This is a genomic window from Micromonospora sp., assembly GCF_048594385.1.
GTDB classification, from domain to species: Bacteria; Actinomycetota; Actinomycetes; order Mycobacteriales; family Micromonosporaceae; genus Micromonospora; species Micromonospora wenchangensis.
The window spans coordinates 21,005-39,284 of sequence record NZ_JBMDWU010000119.1 but is presented as its reverse complement, the minus strand read 5'-3'; the positions used below and the strand labels follow the sequence as shown (position 1 = coordinate 39,284).

Sequence of the window (18,280 nt, the reverse complement as noted above, 5' to 3'; positions counted from 1 at the left end):
CCGGGCGCGGGGGGGGCCGCGCCCCCCCCCCCCCGGGCGGCCGCCCGCCCCCCCCCCCGCGGGGCGCGCGCCTACCGCCCCCCCCCCCCGGGCCGGCGGTCACCCGGCCCGGCGGCCGGCGGTCACTCGGTCATCGTGCGCGACGGCGCGACGAACCGGCCCCGGTAGAACGACAGCGCCGGCACGTCGGTGGGCTTCAGGTGGACCCGGTCGACGTCGATCAGGACGATCACGTGGTCGCCGCTGGTGATCACCTCGTCGCGTCGTCCGGCCAGGATCGCCGGGGTGTCGGGCAGCAGCGGGACGCCGTCGGGGCCGGGCACCCAGGACACCCCGTCGAGCCGTTGCTCCCCGGACAGCCCGGAGGTGGCGAACCGCCGGGCCACGTCCTCCTGGTCCTGGCTGAGGATGTGCACGGCGATCCGGTGGGCGTCCATCAGCACCGGGAAGCTCGACGAGAAACTGGTGACGCAGAACAGCACCTTCGCCGGGTGCAGCGAGACCGAGGTGAACGAGTTCACGGTCAGCGCGGCGACGGCGCCCCCGGCGGTCACCGCGGTCACCGCCGTCACACCGGTGGGGAAGTGCCCGCACACCTGACGGAACTCGGCGGAGTCGAACAGGGGCTCGGCCATCATCGGGTCACCGCCGGGTCGCAGGAGTCGTGGTCGGGACGCAGCCCGGTGTCGAGCTGGATCAGGCACAGGGTGTGCCCACCCGGGTCCTTCACCAGGTGCAGCCGTCCGTGCGGGGTGTCGACCGGCCCGACGGTCGGCTTGCCGCCCAGGGCGGTCACCCGGGCCAGCGCGTCGTCGAGGGAGGCGACGGCGAAGTAGGTGACCCACGTCGACGGGATGGGGTTCGGCCAGGCGCTGTCGAGTTCGAGTACCCCGGCGACCGGCACGTCGGCGAGCATCAGCACGGGGTAGGGCCGGGCCGTCGGCGAGTCGTCGCGCTGCTGGGTGGTGTAGCCGAACAGCGCGCGGTAGTAGGCCACCGCCTCGGCCGGCTCACCGGTGTCCAACTCGTTCCAGCACAGCGCCCCGACCGAGTTGACCGCCTGGACGCCGACGCGCGACTCACCCTGGTAGCGGCCGACGGCCGCGCCGAACGGGTCGATCACCGCCGCGCCGGTGCCCGCCGCCGGCAGGTAGCGCGGCGGCGCGACCAGCTCACCGCCGAGCGCCACCGCCTGCCGGGCGGACGCGGCGATGTCGTCGACGGCGAAGTAGGTGAGCCAGCCCCGGGGGCGGTCGCCGTGCAGGGCGGCGGCGTCGGAGATCCCGGCGACGTCCCGCCCGTCGATGCTGCACATCCGGTAGGTGGTGCCGCCGAGGCGTTCGGCGCGGACCGTCCAGCCGAGCAGCGCGGCGTAGAAGGTCTCGGCCTGCGCCGGGTCGGGTGTGCACAGCTCCACCCAGACCGCCTCGCCGGGCTGGAATCGTGGTCTCATCCGGTTGCCCCCCTGGTGGCCGGGCCCGCGACGATCGTGCGGGCCGAGATGTCGTACGCCTGGTCGGCGGTCCCGGTGGTCAGGCTCGACTCGACGACGCCGACCACCGCCCGCAGGGTCGCCCCCGGCACGGCCAGCAGGGCGTCGACGAGCTCGTCGACGGCCCCGTCCAGCTCGTCGTCGGGGACCACCCGGGCCACCAGGCCCCAGTCGCGCAGTTGCCCGGCGGTCGCCTCCGCCACCCCGGTGAGCAGGTGGTAGGCGTGCGGCCGGGGCACCGACCGGGCGATGGTGTGGCCCACCCCGGCGGGGGCGAAGCCGTAGCGTGCCTCCGGCAGCGACAGCCGGGCGTCGGCGGCGGCGACCGGCAGGTGTACGGCGCTGAGCAGGCCGACGCCGAACCCGATGATCCGTCCCCGCACGGCGGCGACGACGGGCACCGGGAGCCGGCGGATGCGCTGCAACGCGGTGTCGCTGGCGCGCAGGTCGGCAGCCACCTCCTCCCGGGTGGCCCCGGCCAGCGCGGTGAAGGAGGAGGTGTCCCAGCCGGCGCAGAAGTGCCGCCCGGCCATGTCGAGACGGATGTCCGCGCAGGTCGCGTCGTCGGCGGCGGTCTCCAGGGTGTCGACGAGCCGGTGCAGCGTCGTGGTGTCGAAACAGTTGCCGCGCGCCGCGTTGTCGTAGCGGATCCGGGCGAGGCGGCCGTCGTGCCCATGGGTGAGGGTGATGGTCACCGCGGTATCATACAAACCGGTCGGTATGAACACAACGGTGCTGGCCGGCGGGCCTTTGTCACGCGAATGTCACGAGCGAGATACCCGGTCGACCCGTTGACTTGATACCGGCTGGTCGGTACTTTGTGGCGAACGTCACCGCCGCCTCACGCGGAGACAGAACGGGTCCATCGCAGTGAAGGACACCCATGATGATCATGAAATCCCTGCGCTCCCGGCGCTCCCTGGCACTGGCCGCGGCCCTGGCCGTCGTGGGCGCCGGCCTCACCGGGTGCGGCGGCTCCGATTCCGACGACACCGGCTCGTCCCGCACCGCGCCCATCCGGGCGCTGCTGGCCGCCCAGCCGGCGACCCTCGACCCGATCGTCGGCGCGCGCTCCGCCCAGATCGTCTGGGCGACGATGCTCGAACCCCTGATCAACACCGGTAGCGACCTCGCGCCGACCGACACCGGCCTGGTCACGAGCTGGACCCGTACCGACGCCACGACCTGGACGTTCAAGGTCCGGCCCGACATCAGCTTCAGCAACGGCGAGAAGGCCGACGCGGCGGCGGTCGCCAACACCATCACGCTCACCCGCGACAGCGCGGCCTCGCAGCTCAAGACGTACTTCGGCAACGTCACCGGAATCGAGGCGCCCGACGCCACCACGGTCGTGGTCAAGACCAAGACCCCGCAGTACGACATCCCCGACCTGCTCACCACCGTCTACCTGGTGCCGCCGAAGTACTACCAGGAGAAGGGCTCGGAGGGCTTCGCCGCCGCACCCGTCGGCACCGGCCCGTACGTCTGGTCGGGCGCGAACGCCGGCCGCGACATCTCGGTCAAGCGCAACCCCGACTACTGGGGCACCAAGGCGACCAACGAGGGCGTCACCTTCACCTGGGCCAACGAGGCCGCCCAGCGGCTCGCGCTGATCCAGAGCAAGAGCGTGGACGTCTCCTTCGACCTGCCGCCGGCCCAGGCCAGCGCCGCCAAGGCCGCCGGGGTCGAGGTGGTCAGCACCGAGACCGCCATGAAGATCATCGCGTTCCTCGACTCCACGAAGGCGCCGTTCGACGACCCCAAGCTGCGCGAGGCGGCGGCCCTGGCCATCGACCGCGACGCCATCGTCAAGGGCATCTTCGACGGGCAGGCGGTCGCCGACGCCGGCCTGCTCAACGTCAAGCCCGGTCAGCAGCCGACGCAGAGCGTGACCGCCGACGCCGCCAAGGCCAAGGAACTCCTCAGCGGGGCGACCCCGACCGTGCAGATCACCTACCCGGCTGCCCAGTACACCAACATCGAAGAGGTGTCCCAGGCCGTCGGTGGCAGCCTGGAGAAGGCCGGTTTCAAGGTCAGCTACGTGCCGCTGGACTACGGCACGCTGGTCAAGCGGATCGTCGGCCGCCAGGTGCCCGGCCTGTCGATCTTCGCCGGGGTGCCGAACGTCGCCGTGCCCGACTACTTCGTCAGCGGCTTCATGAAGACCAAGTCGATCACCGGTAACTGCCCCGACCCGCAGATCGACACCCTGGCCCAACAGGCGCTGGAACAGAACGACGCCCAGCAGGCCGCCCCGCTCTACGAGCAGCTCAACACGATCGGCGTGGTCCAGAAGCACTGCTACGTGCCGCTGTACCGGCAGGTGTTCAACTACGCGACCGGCCCCGGCGTCTCCGGCGTGGTGTTCGGCCCGCTGAACACCGTGGACTTCACGAAGGCGACCCGCTGACGATGTCCGAGGCAGCGGAGACGGGGGGGGCGGGCGACCTCGCCCGGCACCCCCGCACCCCGGAGTCGGACACCCCCGTGCTGGAGGTCGACGACCTCGTCGTCGAGCACCGCGACGGCGGCACCGGCACGCTGTTCCGCGCGGTCGACCAGGTGTCACTGCGCATCGCGGCCGGCGAGAGCGTCGCCGTCGTCGGCGAGTCCGGCTCCGGCAAGACCACCCTCGCGATGGCCGCCACCGGGCTCGGCCCGCGCGGCCGGGGCGACATCCGGCTGCTCGGTCACTCGCTCGCGGCGGTCAGCCGCACCCAGCTGCGCCGGCTGCGCCCCGAGGTGCAGGTGGTCTTCCAGGACCCGCACGGCTCGCTCGACCCCCGCCAGTCGGTCCGCTCCGGGCTGCGGGAGCTGCGGGCGCTGCAACCCGAACGGACCTCCTGGATCGACGACGCCGACCTGCTCGGCCGGGTCCGGCTCGCGCCGGACCTGCTCGACCGCTACCCCCACCAGCTCTCCGGGGGCCAGGCGCAGCGGGTCTGCATCGCCCGCGCGCTGCTGATGCGTCCCCGCCTCATCGTCGCCGACGAACCGACCTCCGGCCTCGACGTCTCCGTGCAGGCCGACGTGTTGGCCCTGCTACGGCAGATCCGGGCCACCACCGGCGCGGCGTTGCTGATGATCAGTCACGACCTGGCCGTGGTCCGTTCGCTCTGCGACGTCGTGCACGTGATGTACCGGGGCCGGGTCGTCGAGGCGGGACCCTGCGACCGGGTCTTCGGTACCCCCGAGAACGACTACACCCGCGAACTGCTCGCCGCGATGCCCGGCGCGCGCTGGAGGTCCCGCCGATGAAGGCCAGCACCGTACGCCGCGTCGGCGGCCGGCTCGCGTCGCTGTTCGCCTCGCTGCTCATCGCGCTCAGCCTGGCGTTCCTACTCGGCCGGCTCTCCGGCGACCCGACCGCCACCATCCTCGGCCCGTTGGCCCCACCCGAGCAACGCGAGGCGCTGCGCCACGAGCTGGGCCTGGACCTGCCCGTCGTCGTGCAGTACCTCGACTACCTCAAGGGCGTGTTCACCGGCGACCTCGGCCAGTCGTTGCAGTTCTACCAGTCGAACACCGCGATGATCGCCGACCGGCTGCCGTACACGCTGCAACTGGTCGGCGCGGGCATGGCCCTCGCCCTGCTGGTCGGCGTGCCGCTCGGGGTGCTCGCGGCCACCCGGGAGGGCACCTGGTGGGACCGGGGGGCCTCCACCCTCGCCCTGCTCGGCCAATCCGTGCCGGTCTTCTGGTTCGGCATGATGCTGGTGGTGCTGTTCGCCGTCAAACTCGGCTGGCTGCCCGCCGGCCAGTCCGGCAGCCCGAGACACCTGATCCTCCCCGCGCTGACCATGTCGGTCTACCCGATGGCGCACATCGCCCGGCTCACCCGCGCCTCGATGAGCGACGCGCTGGCCGAGCCCTACATCGACTCCGCCCGCGCCCGGGGCATCAGCACCCGCCGGGTGATCTGGCGGCACGCCTTCACCAACGCCATGATGCCGATCCTCACCATCGTGGTGCTCCAGACCGGCATCCTGCTCTCCGGCGCGGTCGCCGTCGAGTACGTCTACTCCTGGCCCGGTCTCGGCCAGCTCGCGTTGCAGGCCATCCAGTTCCGCGACTTCCCGCTGGTGCAGGCGATCGTGGTGTTCGGCGCGCTGGTGTTCGTGCTGCTGAACCTGCTCGTCGACGTCCTGCACTCGATCGTCGACCCGAGGGTGCGGTGAGCATGAGCCAACTCGAACTCGACCCGGTCACCGCCCCGGTGTCGCCACCGCGCCGGGCCGGCCGCCGGGCGCGTACCTCGGTGTTCTGGCTGGCCCTGCCGCTGGCGGTGACCGCCGTCGCGGTGTTCGTGCTGCCGCTGACCGGGCTGCTGCCCGACGGCGGCCAGGACCTCGACGCGACCCGCCGGCCGCCCGCGTTCCTGTCCGGCGGCAGCTGGGCGCACCCCCTCGGCACCGACAAGCTCGGCCAGGACCTGCTCACCCAGTTCGTCTCCGCCGGCCGGCTGACCATCGTGATCGGCCTGGTCGGCGCGCTCGTCGCGATCGGCCCCGGCACGCTGCTCGGCCTGCTGGCCGGCTACTTCCGGGGCTGGGTCGACCGGGTCATCTCGATCCTCATCGACGCCCAGCTCGCCCTGCCGTTCATCCTGGTCGCCCTCGCCATCATCGCCAACCGGGGCAGCTCCCTGCCGGTGCTGTTCCTGGTGCTGGCGCTCACCGGCTGGGCGGTGTGCGCCCGGGTCACCCGCGCCGCCACCCTGGCCATCCGGGAACGCCAGTTCGTCGTCGGCCTGCGCGCCGCCGGTGCGTCCGAACCCCGGATCGTCTTCCGGCACATCCTGCCCAACCTCGCCGGCACCATCGTCGCGCTCGGCACCCTCCAGGTCGGCACCGCGATCCTGGTCGAGAGCGCGCTGAGCTTCCTCGGCCTGGGCGTGGTGCCGCCGATGAACAGCTGGGGCTCGATGCTCGCCTCCGGCCAGGACGAACTGAGCCAGGCCTGGTGGATCGCCTTCTTCCCCGGCCTCGCCATCACCGTGCTGGTGCTGCTGGTGAACCTGCTCGGCGACGCGCTGCTCACCCACCACGACCCACGGAAGAGGCGGCGATGAGCGCCCTGCTGACACTCTCCGGACTGTCCATCACCGCCCGGCTCGCCGCCGGCGACCTGACCCTGCTCGACGACGTCGACCTGGAGATCCGCCGGGGCCAGATCGTCGGCGTCGTCGGCGAGTCCGGCAGCGGCAAGACCACCCTGGCCCGCGCCGTCGTCGGCCTGCTCGACCGCAACGTCCGGGTCGACCGGGGCACCGTCACCATCGGCGACGAGCAGGTGGTGGCCCCCGGCGTCGACCGCACCGCGCGGGTCCGGGGCAGCGCCGTCGGCATGGTCTTCCAGGACGCGTCCCGGTCGCTGAACCCGCTGCTGAAGGTCCGCACCCAGCTCGCCGAGGTGCTGCGCCGCCACGTCCGGGACATCACCCGCGCCGAGGTGGAACGCCGCTCGGTGGAGGTGCTGGCCCAGATGCGCATCGACGACCCCGGCCGGGTACTGGCCAGCTACCCGCACCAGCTCTCCGGCGGCCTGCGGCAGCGGGTCGCCATCGGGCTCGCCGTCGTCACCCGCCCCGCGCTGGTGATCGCCGACGAGTGCACCACCGCCCTGGACGTCACCACCCAGACCAAGGTCGTCGACCTGTTCCGCACCCTCGTCGACGAACTCGGCATCGGCCTGCTCTTCGTCACCCACGACCTGATGCTCGCCAGCGACCTGTGCGACCGGATCGCGGTGATGAGCGGCGGGCGGGTCGTCGAACAGGGCGACGCCCTGACCGTGCTGGACCGACCGCAGCAGGAGTACACCCGACGCCTGCTCGCCGCCATCCCCTCGTGGAGCTGAAGGAGAACCCGCGACCCATGCCCGAGCAACCCGGCATCGACGCCTACGCGGCCTACCTCCCGGCGTACGCGCTCGACGACACCAGGCTCGACCCGACCGTGCCGGCCCGTGCCGGCGGCCCCACCCGTAGCGTCGCCGGCTACGACGAGGACGCCGTCACCATGGCCGTCGAGGCGCTGCGGCACATCGCCGCCGACACCCCGGCCGGGCGGCACCTGCTGCTGGCCACCACCAGCGCACCGTACGAGACGAAGACGTCCGCCGGGGTGGTCCACGAGGCGCTGGGCCTCGACCCCGGCGTCACCGCCCTCGACCTGCGCGGCCACCGGGCCGGCGCGTCCGCCCTCGACCTGGTCCTGCGGGGTGTCGCCACCGCGGCCCTGGCCGACGTGCGTACCACCCGCCCCGGGGCCCCCGACGAACTGGCCCAGGGCGACGCCGCCACGGCGTTCGCCGGCGGCGGCCGGGCCGCCGTGCTCCTCGCCCGCGCCGGCCACACCACCGAGCTGCTGGACCGCTGGCGGCTGCCCGGCGAACGGCACGACCGGGTCTGGGACGAACGGTTCACCGCCGAGATCCTCGTCGCCGCCGGCCTCGACGCCGCCCGCCGGGCCTTGGCGCAGGCGTCCCTCGACGCCGTCGACCAGGTCGTCGTGTCGTCGTCGAACCCCCGTGCGGCGGCGGCGCTACGCAAGGCGCTCGGCGGCACCGGGCAGGACGTGACCGTCGAACGGGCCACCGGCTTCACCGGCGTCGCCCACCCCGGCCTGCTGCTCGCCGCCGCCCTCGACGAGGCCGAACCCGGGCAGACCATCCTGCTGCTGTCGGCCACCGAGGGTGCCGACGCGTTCGTGCTGCGGGTCGGCGACGGCGTCCGCGCCGCCCGGGGCGGGCCGACGGTCCGCGCCCAGCTCGCCGCCCGGCAGCGCCTCGGCTACGGCCGGTACCTGCGCTGGCGGGGGCTGCTCGACGTGCAGGGCCCGGCCCGACCGGCCTCCCCGGCCCCGGCCGCCCCGCCCATGCACCGCCGGGCCGGCTGGAAGTACCGGCTGGAGGGCAGCCGGTGCGACGCCTGCGGCCGGGTCACCACACCCCCCGGGCGGGTCTGCGCCTCCTGCGGCGTCGCCGGGTCCGGCACCGCCCCGGTGTCGCTGCGCGACCGCACCGCCCGGGTGGTCTCGGTGACCCGCGACCACCTGACCACCATGCCGGAACCGGAGGTCGCGATCGTCGTCGCCGACGTCGACGGCGGTGGCCGACTCAGCGCGTACGCCACCGACGCGGCACCCGCCGACGTGGCGGTGGGGATGGCGATGACCCCCGTGTTCCGGCGGCTCTGGACCACCGACTCGATCCACAACTACTTCTGGAAGCTCCGCCCGGCACCCGCCGACGCCGCGCCAGGGAAGGACACCGCCGATGGCCAGTAGGCGCACCACCCACGACGTCGCGATCGTCGCGATGGGCTGCACCCCGTTCCGGGACCACTGGAACTCCTCCGCCGACGACCTGCTCGTCGACGCCGTGCAGGAGTGCGTCGGGTCGCTGCCCGACGTCACCCTCGACGACGTCGACGCGTTCTGGGTCGGCACCCAGGGCTCGGGCATGTCCGGGCAGACCCTCGCCCGCCCGCTGCGGCTGACCGGCAAGCCGGTGACCCGGGTGGAGAACTACTGCGCCACCGGCTCGGAGGCCCTGCGCAACGCCGCCTTCGCCGTCGCCTCCGGCGCGTACGACATGGTGATGGCGACCGGGGTGGAGAAGCTGAAGGACTCCTCGTACTCCGGGCTGTCGGCGGTGTTCCCACCCGCCGACGGCACCGACGTCGACTGGACCGCCCCGGCCGGCTTCTCCCTGCTCGCCCCCGCCTACCAGGCGGCGTACGGGGTCGACGAGCGACAGATGCGCGCCGCGATGACCCGGGTCGCGGTGAAGAACCACGCCAACGGCGCCCGCAACGACCGCGCCCAGTTCCGTCGGGCGGTGACCGCCGAGACGGTGGAGCGGTCCCCGCGCATCGCCGGGCAGCTCGGTGTCATGGACTGCTCGGGCGTCTCCGACGGCGCGGCGGCGGCGATCCTGGTCCGGGCCGAGGACGCCCACCGGTACACCGACAAACCGGTCTACCTGCGCGGGATGAGCTTCGTCGCCGGCTCCGGGTCGGGGCTGGCCGCCGACGGCTACGACTTCACCACCTTCCCCGAGGTGGTCGCCGCCGCCCGCGAGGCGTACGAGCAGGCCGGGGTGACCGACCCGGCGGCGCAGATCTCGCTGGCCGAGGTGCACGACTGTTTCACCCCGACGGAGGTGGTGCTGATGGAGGACCTGGGCTTCTCCGCCCGCGGCAAGGCGTGGCGGGACATCCTCGACGGCCGTTACGACGCCGACGGGGCGTTGCCGGTCAACACCGACGGCGGGCTCAAGTCGTTCGGCCACCCGATCGGCGCGACCGGGCTGCGGATGATGTTCGAGTGCTTCACCCAGTTGCGGGGGGAGGCCGGCGCTCGGCAGGTGCCTGACGCCCGGTTGGCGGTCGCCCAGAACCTCGGTGGGCAACCGGGCTCCTGCGTCGCGTTCGTGGCGGTCCTGGGGAACGAGCGATGAGCGCCCGGGTCACCCTCGACGGCCGGGTCGTCGTCGTCACCGGCGCAGGCAACGGCATCGGCCGGGCGCACGCGCTGACCCTCGCCGCACGCGGCGCGTCGGTGGTCGTCAACGACCTCGGCGGGACGGTCGACGGCTCCGGTTCCTCAGGCGCCGCCGAACAGGTCGTTGCCGAGATCCGCGCGGCCGGCGGCACCGCCGTCGCCTCCACCGACTCGGTGGCCACCGCCGCCGGGGGGGCCGACCTGGTCGGCCGGGCCATCGACACGTACGGCCGGCTCGACGCGGTCATCCACAACGCCGGCATCCTGCGGGACCGGACGCTTGCCAAGATGTCCGACGAGGACGTCAGCGCGGTGCTCGACGTGCACCTGGCCGGGGCGTTCCACGTGCTGCGGCCCGCCTGGCCGCACCTGGTCGCCCAGGGGTACGGCCGGATCGTGCTGACCAGTTCGTCGTCCGGCCTGTTCGGCAACTTCGGTCAGGCCAACTACGGCGCGGCCAAGGCCGGCCTGATCGGGCTGATGAACGTGCTCGCGCTGGAGGGGGCCCGCCGGGGCATCCTGGTCAACGCGATCGCGCCGACCGCCGCGACCCGGATGACCGAGAACCTGCTCGGCGAGCTGACCGACCGCTTCGACCCGCAGCACGTGGCCGCCGTGGCGACCTTCCTCGCCTCCGAGCAGTGCCAGCTCAACCGGCACATCCTCACCGTGGGCGGCGGCCGGGTCGGGCGGATCTTCCTGGGCGTCACCCCCGGCTGGTACGGCGGGCCCACCCCGGCCTCGCCCGACGACGTGCTCGGCGCGGTGGACGAGATCTGCCGACTCGACGACTTCATCGTGCCGGACAGTGGCGCCGACGAGGTCACCCTGATCCAACGGGTCCTCGGCGGGCCGTCCGGACCGTCCGCCTGAACCGCGAACCCCATCGGAAGGCAGGCATCATGCCGGTCAGCGAAGTGCACCACGTGGCCATGACCGTCTCGGACGTCGACCGTGCCGCGGACTTCTACGAACGCGCCCTGGGCTACCGCCGGACGCTGCGTACCGACGTCGGCGGGCCGGGGATCGAGGTGTCGCTGGGGTTGCCCGCGGGCACCACCGGCCGGGTCCAGTACCTCCAGGGGCCCAGCCGGGTCGGCCAGCTCGAACTCATCGAGTGGAACGGGGTGAAGACCCGTACCGCCACCGCCGGTCACCTGGAGCTGGGCACCTTCCTGCTCAGCTTCGAGGTGCCCCTGGACGAGCTGGACGACCTGCACCGGCGGCTGACCGAGCTGGGCGCGCAGTGCCTGTCCGCGCCGAACCGGGTGCTGCTGGACAACTACGGGTACATCACCGCGTTCGCCGCCCGCGATCTCGACGGCAACCTGCTGGAGTTCGTGTCGCTGCCGTCCCGGGAGGAGATCCTGGCCCGGCGGCGGGGGAGCGGCGACTGATGGGCGGCAGCAACTTCACCGAGACCCTGCGCCGCCAGGCGTTGCGCCGCGCCGACGCCGAAGCCCTGGTCGACGGGGCCGCCCGCTGGACGTACGCCGAGCTGGACGCCGACGTGGACCGGCACGCCGCCGCCCTGCGCGACGCCGGCCTCGCCGACGGCGACCTGGTCGGGGTGCTCGGGCGCAACACCGCCACCTACGTCATGGAGCTGCTGGCGCTGAGCCGGCTCGGCGCGGTCTCGGTGCCGCTGAACTGGCGGCTGCACGCCAACGAGCAGGCGTACGTCATCGACCAGGCCGGCGTCACCGGGCTGCTCTACGACGACGACTTCGCCGCCGACGCCGCCCGGCTGGCGGCCACGACCGGGCTGCGCACGCTGGTCGCCAACGGCGACACGGTCGTCGGTGACGCCCGGCGGCTGGCCGACCTGCTGGCCGGTCAGCCACCCGGCGTCCGGGTCGCCGACGCCGACAGGGGCCCCGCCGACGTGCACCGGCTGCTCTACACCTCGGGCACCACGGCGCGCCCCAAGGGGGTGGTGCACACCTGCGGGAACCTCACCGCGAACCACTTCGCGCAGGTCCTCGAACTGGAGTTGACCGCCGCCGACCGGATCCTCGTCTCCGCGCCGCTGTTCCACGTCAGCGGGCTGGAGGCGCCGGGCCTGGCGACGTTCGTCGCCGGGGCGACGATGGTGCTCACCCCGACGTTCAAGCCGACCGACATCGCCCGGATCGCCGCGCAGGAGCGGATCACCGGCATGGTGCTGGCCGCCCAGATCCTGTTCGGGCTGCTCGACCTGGACGACCCGCCGGACCTCGCCGCGTTGCGCTACCTGCTGTTCGCCGGGGTCGCGCCGAACGTGCGGCAGGAGGTGAAACGCCGGCTGCCGCACGTCCGCCTGATCGACACGTTCGGCATGACCGAGCTGTGCAACGGGGTCTGCTACCTCGACGCCGCCCACGAGCAGAGCAAGCTCGGTGCGCTCGGCGCGCCGTTCCCCGGGGTGCAGATCCGCATCGTCGACGAGCACTTCCGGCCGGTCGGCCCGGACGTCGAGGGGGAGATCATCGTCCGGGGGGAGAAGGTGTCGCCCGGCTACTGGAACGACGACGAGGCCAACCGGCGCAGCCGGCGCGACGGCTGGTTCCGCACCGGCGACGTGGGGCGGATCGACGCCGACGGCTACCTGTGGTTCGTCGACCGCCGGGCCGACCTGATCAAGTCCGGTGGGGAGAACATCGCCAGCGCCGAGATCGAACGGGTCCTCGCCCAGCATCCCGACGTCGCCGAGGTCGCCGTGATCGGCGTACCGGACCCGCGGTGGGACGTGGTGCCCAAGGCGTTCGTGATCCTCCGCGACGGCGCGACCGGCACCGCCGAGGAGCTGCGCGCGCACTGCCTAGCCGAACTGGCCCGCTACAAGGTCCCCCGGTACGTGCAGCTGGTGACGTCGTTGCCGCGCAACGACTCCGGCAAGGTGCTGAAGAAGGCGCTGCGCGAGGCGGCGGAGTGAGCACCGCGAACCTCGCCGCGATGCTGGCCGGCAACGCCCGCCGGTTCGCCGACGCCGACGCGCTCGTCTTCGCCCACCGCCGGTGGACCCACCGGCAGCTCGACGACGACGTCAACGCGCTGGCCGCCGGGCTGGTCGCCGAGGGGATACGCCGGGACGCCCGGGTGGCGGTCGTCGCGGACAACGTCCCCGAGTTCCTGCTCCTCTGCCTGGCGCTGGCGAAACTCGGCGCGGTCGTCGTCCCGCTGAACTACCGGCTCACCGCGGGGGAGCTGGCCCGGCTGCTGGCGCACGCCCGGGTCGAGGCGGTCGCCACCGTGCCGGAGTTCGCCCCGCTCACCACCGCCGCCCTCGCCGACCTGCCGGCCGTACGCCGCTTCGCGCTGGAGCCGGTCGACGACGGCTGGACCGACGTGCGGGCGCTCGTCGCGACGCACCGGGGCGCGCGGGTCGCCGACGTCGACCTGGACGACGCGGCCCTGCAACGGATCGTCTACACCTCCGGCACCACCAGCCTGCCCAAGGGGGTGCTGCTCACCCACGGCAACGTGAACCGGAACATGCACGCCCAGATCGTCGAGCTGGGGCTGCGGCCGACCGACCGGATCCTCAACGCCGCGCCGCTCTACCACGTCGGCGGCACCGACCTGCCCGGCTTCGGCATCTGGCACGTCGGCGGCACCATGGTGCTGCACCGCCGGTTCGTGCCGGCGGCCGTGCTGCGGGCGATCGAGACGGAACGGATCACCGGCATGGTGGTGGCGGCGACCATGCTGGACCTGGTGCGCCGCGAGCCCACCGCCGCCGGCACCGACCTGTCGTCGGTCCGCTGGCTGATCTTCTCGCAGGTCACCTCGGCGCTGTTCGGGGTGGCCCGGGGGCTGTTCCCGAACGCCCGGCTGATCGAGGGGTACGGCCTCACCGAGACGTGCAGCGGGCTGACCTACCTCGACGCCGCCCACCAGGAGTCCAAGCAGGGGTCGGTGGGGCTGCCGGTGCCGTGGGTCCAGGTCCGGGTGGTCGACCCGGACGGTGCGGACGTGCCGGTCGGCGCGCACGGCGAGGTGGTCGCGCGGGGCCCGAAGGTGAGCCCCGGCTACCTCGACGATCCGGTGGCGACCGCCGCTGCGGTCCGGGACGGCTGGTTCCACACCGGCGACATCGGCTGTTTCGACGCCGACGGCTACCTCTACATCCGCGACCGGCTCAAGGACATGATCCGCAGCGGTGGGGAGAACATGTCGAGCGCCGAGATCGAGAACGTGCTGGCCGACCATCCGCTGGTGCTGGCCGCGTCGGTGGTGGCCGCCCCGCACCCGACGTGGCAGGAGGTGCCGGCCGCGTTCGTGGTGGCCCGGCCGGGGTTGACGCCCGAGGCGCTGATCGAGCACGCCCGGCAGCGACTCGGCCGGTTCAAGGTGCCCAAGGAGGTCTACCTGGTGCCCGAGTTCCCCACCAACCCGTCCGGCAAGGTGCTCAAACGGACCCTGCGGGAGCTGCGCTCGACCCTGCGCCCGGACTGGACGTACGACGACGCCCGGCGCGACTGAGCCGGCCGCCGGGCCGGGCGGGCCGCCCCGGCGTCACCTGTCGGTGGCGGCGTGGCGAAGCAGGGCGAGGGTGTGCACCAGGGCGAACCGTCGGGTGCCCCGGCCCAGCTCGTCCCACGGCTTCTTCCAGGTCATCCGCCGGGCGACGTCCCATGCGGTGTCGCCGTCGCGTGCCAGCCCCCGGACCGTCTCGACCTCGTCGCGGTGGAACGCGGCGAGCGCCTGCGCGCGGGTGGCGACGTTCCGGTAGGGGAACTGGTGGGCGGGGCAGGCGATGGCGGCCCCGAGGTCGCCGATGCGGGCCAGCGTGCCGAACAGGTCGGCGGCCGGGTCGTCGTCGGGGCGGCTGACGATGGCGAGCTGGGTGGGCCCCTCGGCCATCATCGTGTCACCGGTGAAGACCAGCCCCCGGGCGTCGACGTAGACGGTGTGGCCGTAGGTGTGCCCGGGGGCGGGCAGGGCGCGGACGGTCACGTCGCCGAAGCGGAACTCGGTGTCGTGCTCCACGGCCATGTCGAGCCGCAGGTCCTCCTGGTGCACGGCGACGGCGACCGCGTCGGCGTACATGGCGGTGACGACGTCGGGCGGGGCACCGGTCAGGTCGAGTGCGGTGCGTACCTGCTGGAGGAAGGTGCCGCGCCGGCGGTGCATGGTGGTGAAGTCGTCGGGCGCGCCCATCACCACCCGCGCGCCGGAGGCGGCGCGTACCCGGTCGGCGAAGCCGACGTGGTCGGGGTGGTTGTGGGTGAGCAGGACCGCCGCGATGGTGTCGACCCGCTGCCCGATGGACGCCACCGACCGTTGGAACGACGTCCAGCAGCTCGGGTGGTCGTAGCCGGCGTCGACGAGGACCGGGCCGTCGCCGGTGGTGATCAGGAAGACGGTGATGGACCGCAGGGCGCTGCCGTGCAGGGGGACCGGAATCGCCCAGACACCGTCGACGACCTGGGTGGGGACCGGCACCTGGCGGGCCCGCCAGCTGGCGGCGTGGGCGTCGCTCACGGGTATGGACATCGTCGGGAGGCTCCCTTACTGTGGGACACCAACATACCGGATGGTCGGAATCTAGCTCAAGGAGTCCGATGAGCCAGGAGCGGACCGGGTTCCGGCTGTGGGCAGCCGCGGAACCGGAGCTGTGCGCGATCGTGACCGCCGATGACCGGCGGATCTCCTACGGTGACCTGTTCGCCGAGGTGAACCGGATCTCGCACGGCCTGCGTACGCACGCGGGCCTGCGGCCCGGTGACACCGTCGCGGCGGTCATGACCAACAGCCCCGGCCTGGTCGCGCTCTATCTCGCGGCCATGCAGTCCGGGCTCTACCTGGTCACCCTGAACTACCACCTGACCGCCCCCGAGGTCGGCTACATCCTCGCCGACAGCGAGGCCCGGGTGGTGGTCGGCTCCGCCCGGGTCGAGGACGTCGTGCTCGACGCCGCCGCGGCGGTGCCCGGCATCCAGGTCTTCGTCGACGGCACCCCCCGCACCGACCGGGCCCGACCGCTCACGGCGCTCACCGCCGACATGCCCGCCACCAGCCCGGCGGACACCCCGGCCGGCTCGCTGATGATGTACACCTCCGGCACCACCGGCCGGCCCAAGGGGGTCAAGCGCCCGCTCAGCGGCGTCGACGCCGACACCGGCGCGCTGACCTACGTCTGGCTGTTCCGCGAGTTCGGGATGGAGCGGGAGGCGTTCGCGTCCTGGCTGGTGTCGGCCCCGATGTACCACTCGGCCAACATCACCCCGGCGATGGGCGCTCTGCACGCCGGCGGCACGATGGTGCTGATGGACGGCTGGACGCCGGAGGGCTTCCTGCACCGGGTCCAGGAGCGCCGGGTCACCGGCACCAGCATGGTGCCGACCCACTTCTACCGGCTGCTGCAACTGCCCGAGGCGGTCCGCGACCGCTACGACCTCTCCTCGCTGCGCTACGTGCTGCACGGCGCGGCACCCTGCCCGCGCGAGGTCAAGCAGCGCATCCTCGACTGGTTCGGCCCGGTGGTCTACGAGTCCTACGGCTCGACCGAGGTCGGCACCACCGTCGCCCGCCCCCACGAGTGGCTGGCCCACCCGGGCACGGTCGGTCGGCCGGCCTCCATCTCCACCCTGCGCATCCTCGACGAGCTGGGCAACGAGGTGCCCGTCGGGCAGACCGGCATCGTCTACATGCGCCAGGGCGACGACCGGGTCGAGTACCACAACGACCCCGGCAAGACCGACGGCGCGCGCCGCGACGGCCTGATGACCGTCTGGGACGTCGGCCACGTCGACGCCGACGGCTTCCTCTACATCACCGGCCGCGCGGCCGAGCTGATCCTGGTCGGCGGGGTCAATGTCTACCCGGCCGAGATCGAGGCGGCGCTGATCGGCCACGACTGGGTCGCCGACGTCGGCGTCGTCGGGGTGCCCGACCCGGAGTTCGGCGAGGTGCCCCAGGCGCACGTCGTGCTCACCGACACCGCGCCCGACCCGGACACGGCCGTCGCGCAGCTACGCCGCTACCTCACCGAGCGGCTGGCCAAACCGAAGCGCCCGCAGTCCTACGTCGTGCGCGACGCGTTGCCCCGCGACCCGAACGGCAAGCTCTACAAGGCCCGGCTCGTGCCCGCCGAGGAGGCCAGCGCATGACCGGCGACACCGACGACCCACAGGGGGGTGGGCATGGACTTCGCTGACAGCGACACCGACCTGGCGTTCCGGCACGAGGTCGGCAGGTGGCTCGACGGGGCGCTGGCCGACGTGCCCGACCAGGAGGAGCTGACCCAGGACGAGCGGGAGCACTGGTCCCGCGTGTGGCAGGACCGGCTCTGCGCCGGCAACTGGGCCGGGCTGTCCTGGCCGACGGCGCACGGCGGCCGGGGGATGGACGCGCTGGCCCAGGCCGTCTTCAACGAGGAGGCGGCGGTACGCGGCGCCCCGTACCCGCTCAACGGGGTGGGCATGATGCTGGCCGGGCCGACGATCATCGCGCACGGCACCGACGCCCAGCAGGCCCGGCACCTGCCCGGCATCCTGCGCGGCGACGAGTACTGGTGCCAGGGGTTCAGCGAGCCCGGCTCCGGCTCCGACCTGGCGAGCCTGACCACGGCGGCGACCCGGGTCGACGGGGGCTGGCGGATCAACGGGGCCAAGATCTGGACGTCCAACGCGCACAACGCGTCGAAGTGCCTGCTGCTGGCGCGTACCGACGCCGCCGCGCCGAAGCACGAGGGGATCACCTACTTCCTCGCCCCGATGGACGGATTCACCGTCCGGTCGCTGGTGATGATCAACGGGGACACCGAGTTCAACGAGATGTTCCTCGACGACGTGTTCGTCGCCGACGACGACGTGCTCGGCGGCGTCGGCAACGGCTGGACCGTCGCGCTCACCACGCTCGCGTTCGAGCGCGGCAGCATGGCGCTGAACCTGTGGGTCTGGGCCCGGCAGGCGGTCGACCGGCTGATCGACGTCGCCGTCGAGCGGGGCGTCGCCGACGACAGCGCGTTCGTCGACGCGGTGGGCGCATTGCAGTGCGACGCCGAGGCGGTCCGGATCGGCTCGATGCGGATGCTCGGCGAGAGCCGGGCCGGTGGGGTGCCGGGGCCGGAGACCTCGGCGCTCAAGAGCCTGTGGGCCCGGGTCGTGCAGAACGCCAACCGGCTCGCCGTGCAGCTCGACGAGGCCGGCGGGGTGCTGGTCGACGGCGACGGCGCCGCCGCCCGGATGCGCCGCTACCTGCGGGCCCGCGCCCACACCATCGAGGGCGGCACGGAGGAAGTCCAGAAGTCGATTCTCGCGGAGCGGGTCCTGCGCCTGCCCCGCTCCCGCTGAGC

General features: G+C 73.1%; 17 protein-coding genes. 13 read left to right on the top strand and 4 right to left on the bottom strand.

All coding sequences use genetic code 11. The features are described 5' to 3' along the window. Positions 1 to 122: 122 nt before the first annotated feature. From ACOJTC_RS05900 to ACOJTC_RS05890, 3 genes are read right to left on the bottom strand one after another with little or no spacing between them, the layout of a single operon-like run. Positions 123 to 638 carry a flavin reductase family protein gene (locus ACOJTC_RS05900; RefSeq protein ID WP_204926557.1) on the bottom strand — a complete coding sequence of 172 codons (516 nt, stop codon included), beginning with the start codon at positions 636 to 638 and terminating at the stop codon, positions 123 to 125. Further along, complete coding sequence (locus ACOJTC_RS05895) at positions 635 to 1,453, bottom strand: VOC family protein (protein ID WP_420116075.1); 819 nt, start codon at positions 1,451 to 1,453, stop codon at positions 635 to 637. Before ACOJTC_RS05895 ends, ACOJTC_RS05900 begins: the two co-directional genes overlap by 4 nt. Then, the gene (locus ACOJTC_RS05890; RefSeq protein ID WP_420116074.1) at positions 1,450 to 2,187 is read right to left on the bottom strand and encodes an enoyl-CoA hydratase/isomerase family protein; all 738 of its coding nucleotides are present in this window, start codon (positions 2,185 to 2,187) and stop codon (positions 1,450 to 1,452) included. The genes ACOJTC_RS05895 and ACOJTC_RS05890 overlap by 4 nt, the downstream gene beginning before the upstream one ends. 191 nt (positions 2,188 to 2,378) lie before the next feature. Between ACOJTC_RS05890 and ACOJTC_RS05885 the strand changes: the two genes are divergently transcribed. Genes ACOJTC_RS05885 through ACOJTC_RS05835 form a run of 11 tightly spaced genes read left to right on the top strand, consistent with a single transcriptional unit; the run spans position 2,379 to position 14,463 of the window. Next, complete coding sequence (locus ACOJTC_RS05885; RefSeq protein ID WP_420116073.1) at positions 2,379 to 3,902, top strand: ABC transporter substrate-binding protein; 1,524 nt, start codon at positions 2,379 to 2,381, stop codon at positions 3,900 to 3,902. Between the two features lie 2 nt (positions 3,903 to 3,904). Beyond that, positions 3,905 to 4,750, top strand: a complete 846-nt coding sequence (locus tag ACOJTC_RS05880) for an ABC transporter ATP-binding protein (RefSeq protein ID WP_420116072.1) — start codon at positions 3,905 to 3,907, stop codon at positions 4,748 to 4,750. Beyond that, complete coding sequence (locus tag ACOJTC_RS05875) at positions 4,747 to 5,670, top strand: ABC transporter permease (RefSeq protein ID WP_420116071.1); 924 nt, start codon at positions 4,747 to 4,749, stop codon at positions 5,668 to 5,670. Before ACOJTC_RS05880 ends, ACOJTC_RS05875 begins: the two co-directional genes overlap by 4 nt. Before the next feature lie 2 nt (positions 5,671 to 5,672). Beyond that, a complete protein-coding gene (locus tag ACOJTC_RS05870; protein WP_204926551.1) occupies positions 5,673 to 6,563 on the top strand; it encodes an ABC transporter permease in 891 nt (296 codons plus the stop codon). Continuing rightward, entirely contained in the window at positions 6,560 to 7,351 is a 792-nt protein-coding gene (locus tag ACOJTC_RS05865) for an ABC transporter ATP-binding protein (protein WP_420116070.1), read from the top strand. The genes ACOJTC_RS05870 and ACOJTC_RS05865 overlap by 4 nt, the downstream gene beginning before the upstream one ends. Positions 7,352 to 7,368: 17 nt before the next feature. Then, positions 7,369 to 8,781 carry a zinc ribbon domain-containing protein gene (locus ACOJTC_RS05860; RefSeq protein ID WP_420116069.1) on the top strand — a complete coding sequence of 471 codons (1,413 nt, stop codon included), beginning with the start codon at positions 7,369 to 7,371 and terminating at the stop codon, positions 8,779 to 8,781. After that, complete coding sequence (locus ACOJTC_RS05855; protein ID WP_420116068.1) at positions 8,771 to 9,955, top strand: acetyl-CoA acetyltransferase; 1,185 nt, start codon at positions 8,771 to 8,773, stop codon at positions 9,953 to 9,955. The genes ACOJTC_RS05860 and ACOJTC_RS05855 overlap by 11 nt, the downstream gene beginning before the upstream one ends. Beyond that, positions 9,952 to 10,872 (top strand): SDR family NAD(P)-dependent oxidoreductase, encoded by a 921-nt coding sequence (locus ACOJTC_RS05850; protein ID WP_420116067.1) that lies wholly within the window; start codon positions 9,952 to 9,954, stop codon positions 10,870 to 10,872. The genes ACOJTC_RS05855 and ACOJTC_RS05850 overlap by 4 nt, the downstream gene beginning before the upstream one ends. Positions 10,873 to 10,901: 29 nt before the next feature. After that, the gene (locus tag ACOJTC_RS05845; RefSeq protein WP_067309619.1) at positions 10,902 to 11,396 is read left to right on the top strand and encodes a VOC family protein; all 495 of its coding nucleotides are present in this window, start codon (positions 10,902 to 10,904) and stop codon (positions 11,394 to 11,396) included. Beyond that, positions 11,396 to 12,913: a class I adenylate-forming enzyme family protein gene (locus ACOJTC_RS05840; RefSeq protein WP_420116066.1), complete on the top strand. Its 1,518-nt coding sequence runs from the start codon at positions 11,396 to 11,398 to the stop codon at positions 12,911 to 12,913. The genes ACOJTC_RS05845 and ACOJTC_RS05840 overlap by 1 nt, the downstream gene beginning before the upstream one ends. Further along, on the top strand, positions 12,910 to 14,463 hold the full coding sequence (locus ACOJTC_RS05835; RefSeq protein ID WP_420116065.1) for a class I adenylate-forming enzyme family protein: 1,554 nt from the start codon (positions 12,910 to 12,912) through the stop codon (positions 14,461 to 14,463). Before ACOJTC_RS05840 ends, ACOJTC_RS05835 begins: the two co-directional genes overlap by 4 nt. A 33-nt stretch (positions 14,464 to 14,496) precedes the next feature. On the opposite strand, the gene ACOJTC_RS05830 is transcribed toward ACOJTC_RS05835, so the two are convergent. Then, a complete protein-coding gene (locus ACOJTC_RS05830; protein ID WP_420116064.1) occupies positions 14,497 to 15,477 on the bottom strand; it encodes an MBL fold metallo-hydrolase in 981 nt (326 codons plus the stop codon). 68 nt (positions 15,478 to 15,545) lie between these two features. Here ACOJTC_RS05830 and ACOJTC_RS05825 point away from each other — a divergent pair, with 68 nt between their 5' ends. Both ACOJTC_RS05825 and ACOJTC_RS05820 read left to right on the top strand, forming a co-directional pair. Continuing rightward, positions 15,546 to 17,093, top strand: coding sequence for an AMP-binding protein (locus ACOJTC_RS05825; protein WP_420116063.1), 1,548 nt, complete (start codon positions 15,546 to 15,548; stop codon positions 17,091 to 17,093). A gap of 33 nt (positions 17,094 to 17,126) precedes the next feature. Continuing rightward, entirely contained in the window at positions 17,127 to 18,278 is a 1,152-nt protein-coding gene (locus ACOJTC_RS05820) for an acyl-CoA dehydrogenase family protein (RefSeq protein WP_420116062.1), read from the top strand. Positions 18,279 to 18,280 lie beyond the last annotated feature (2 nt).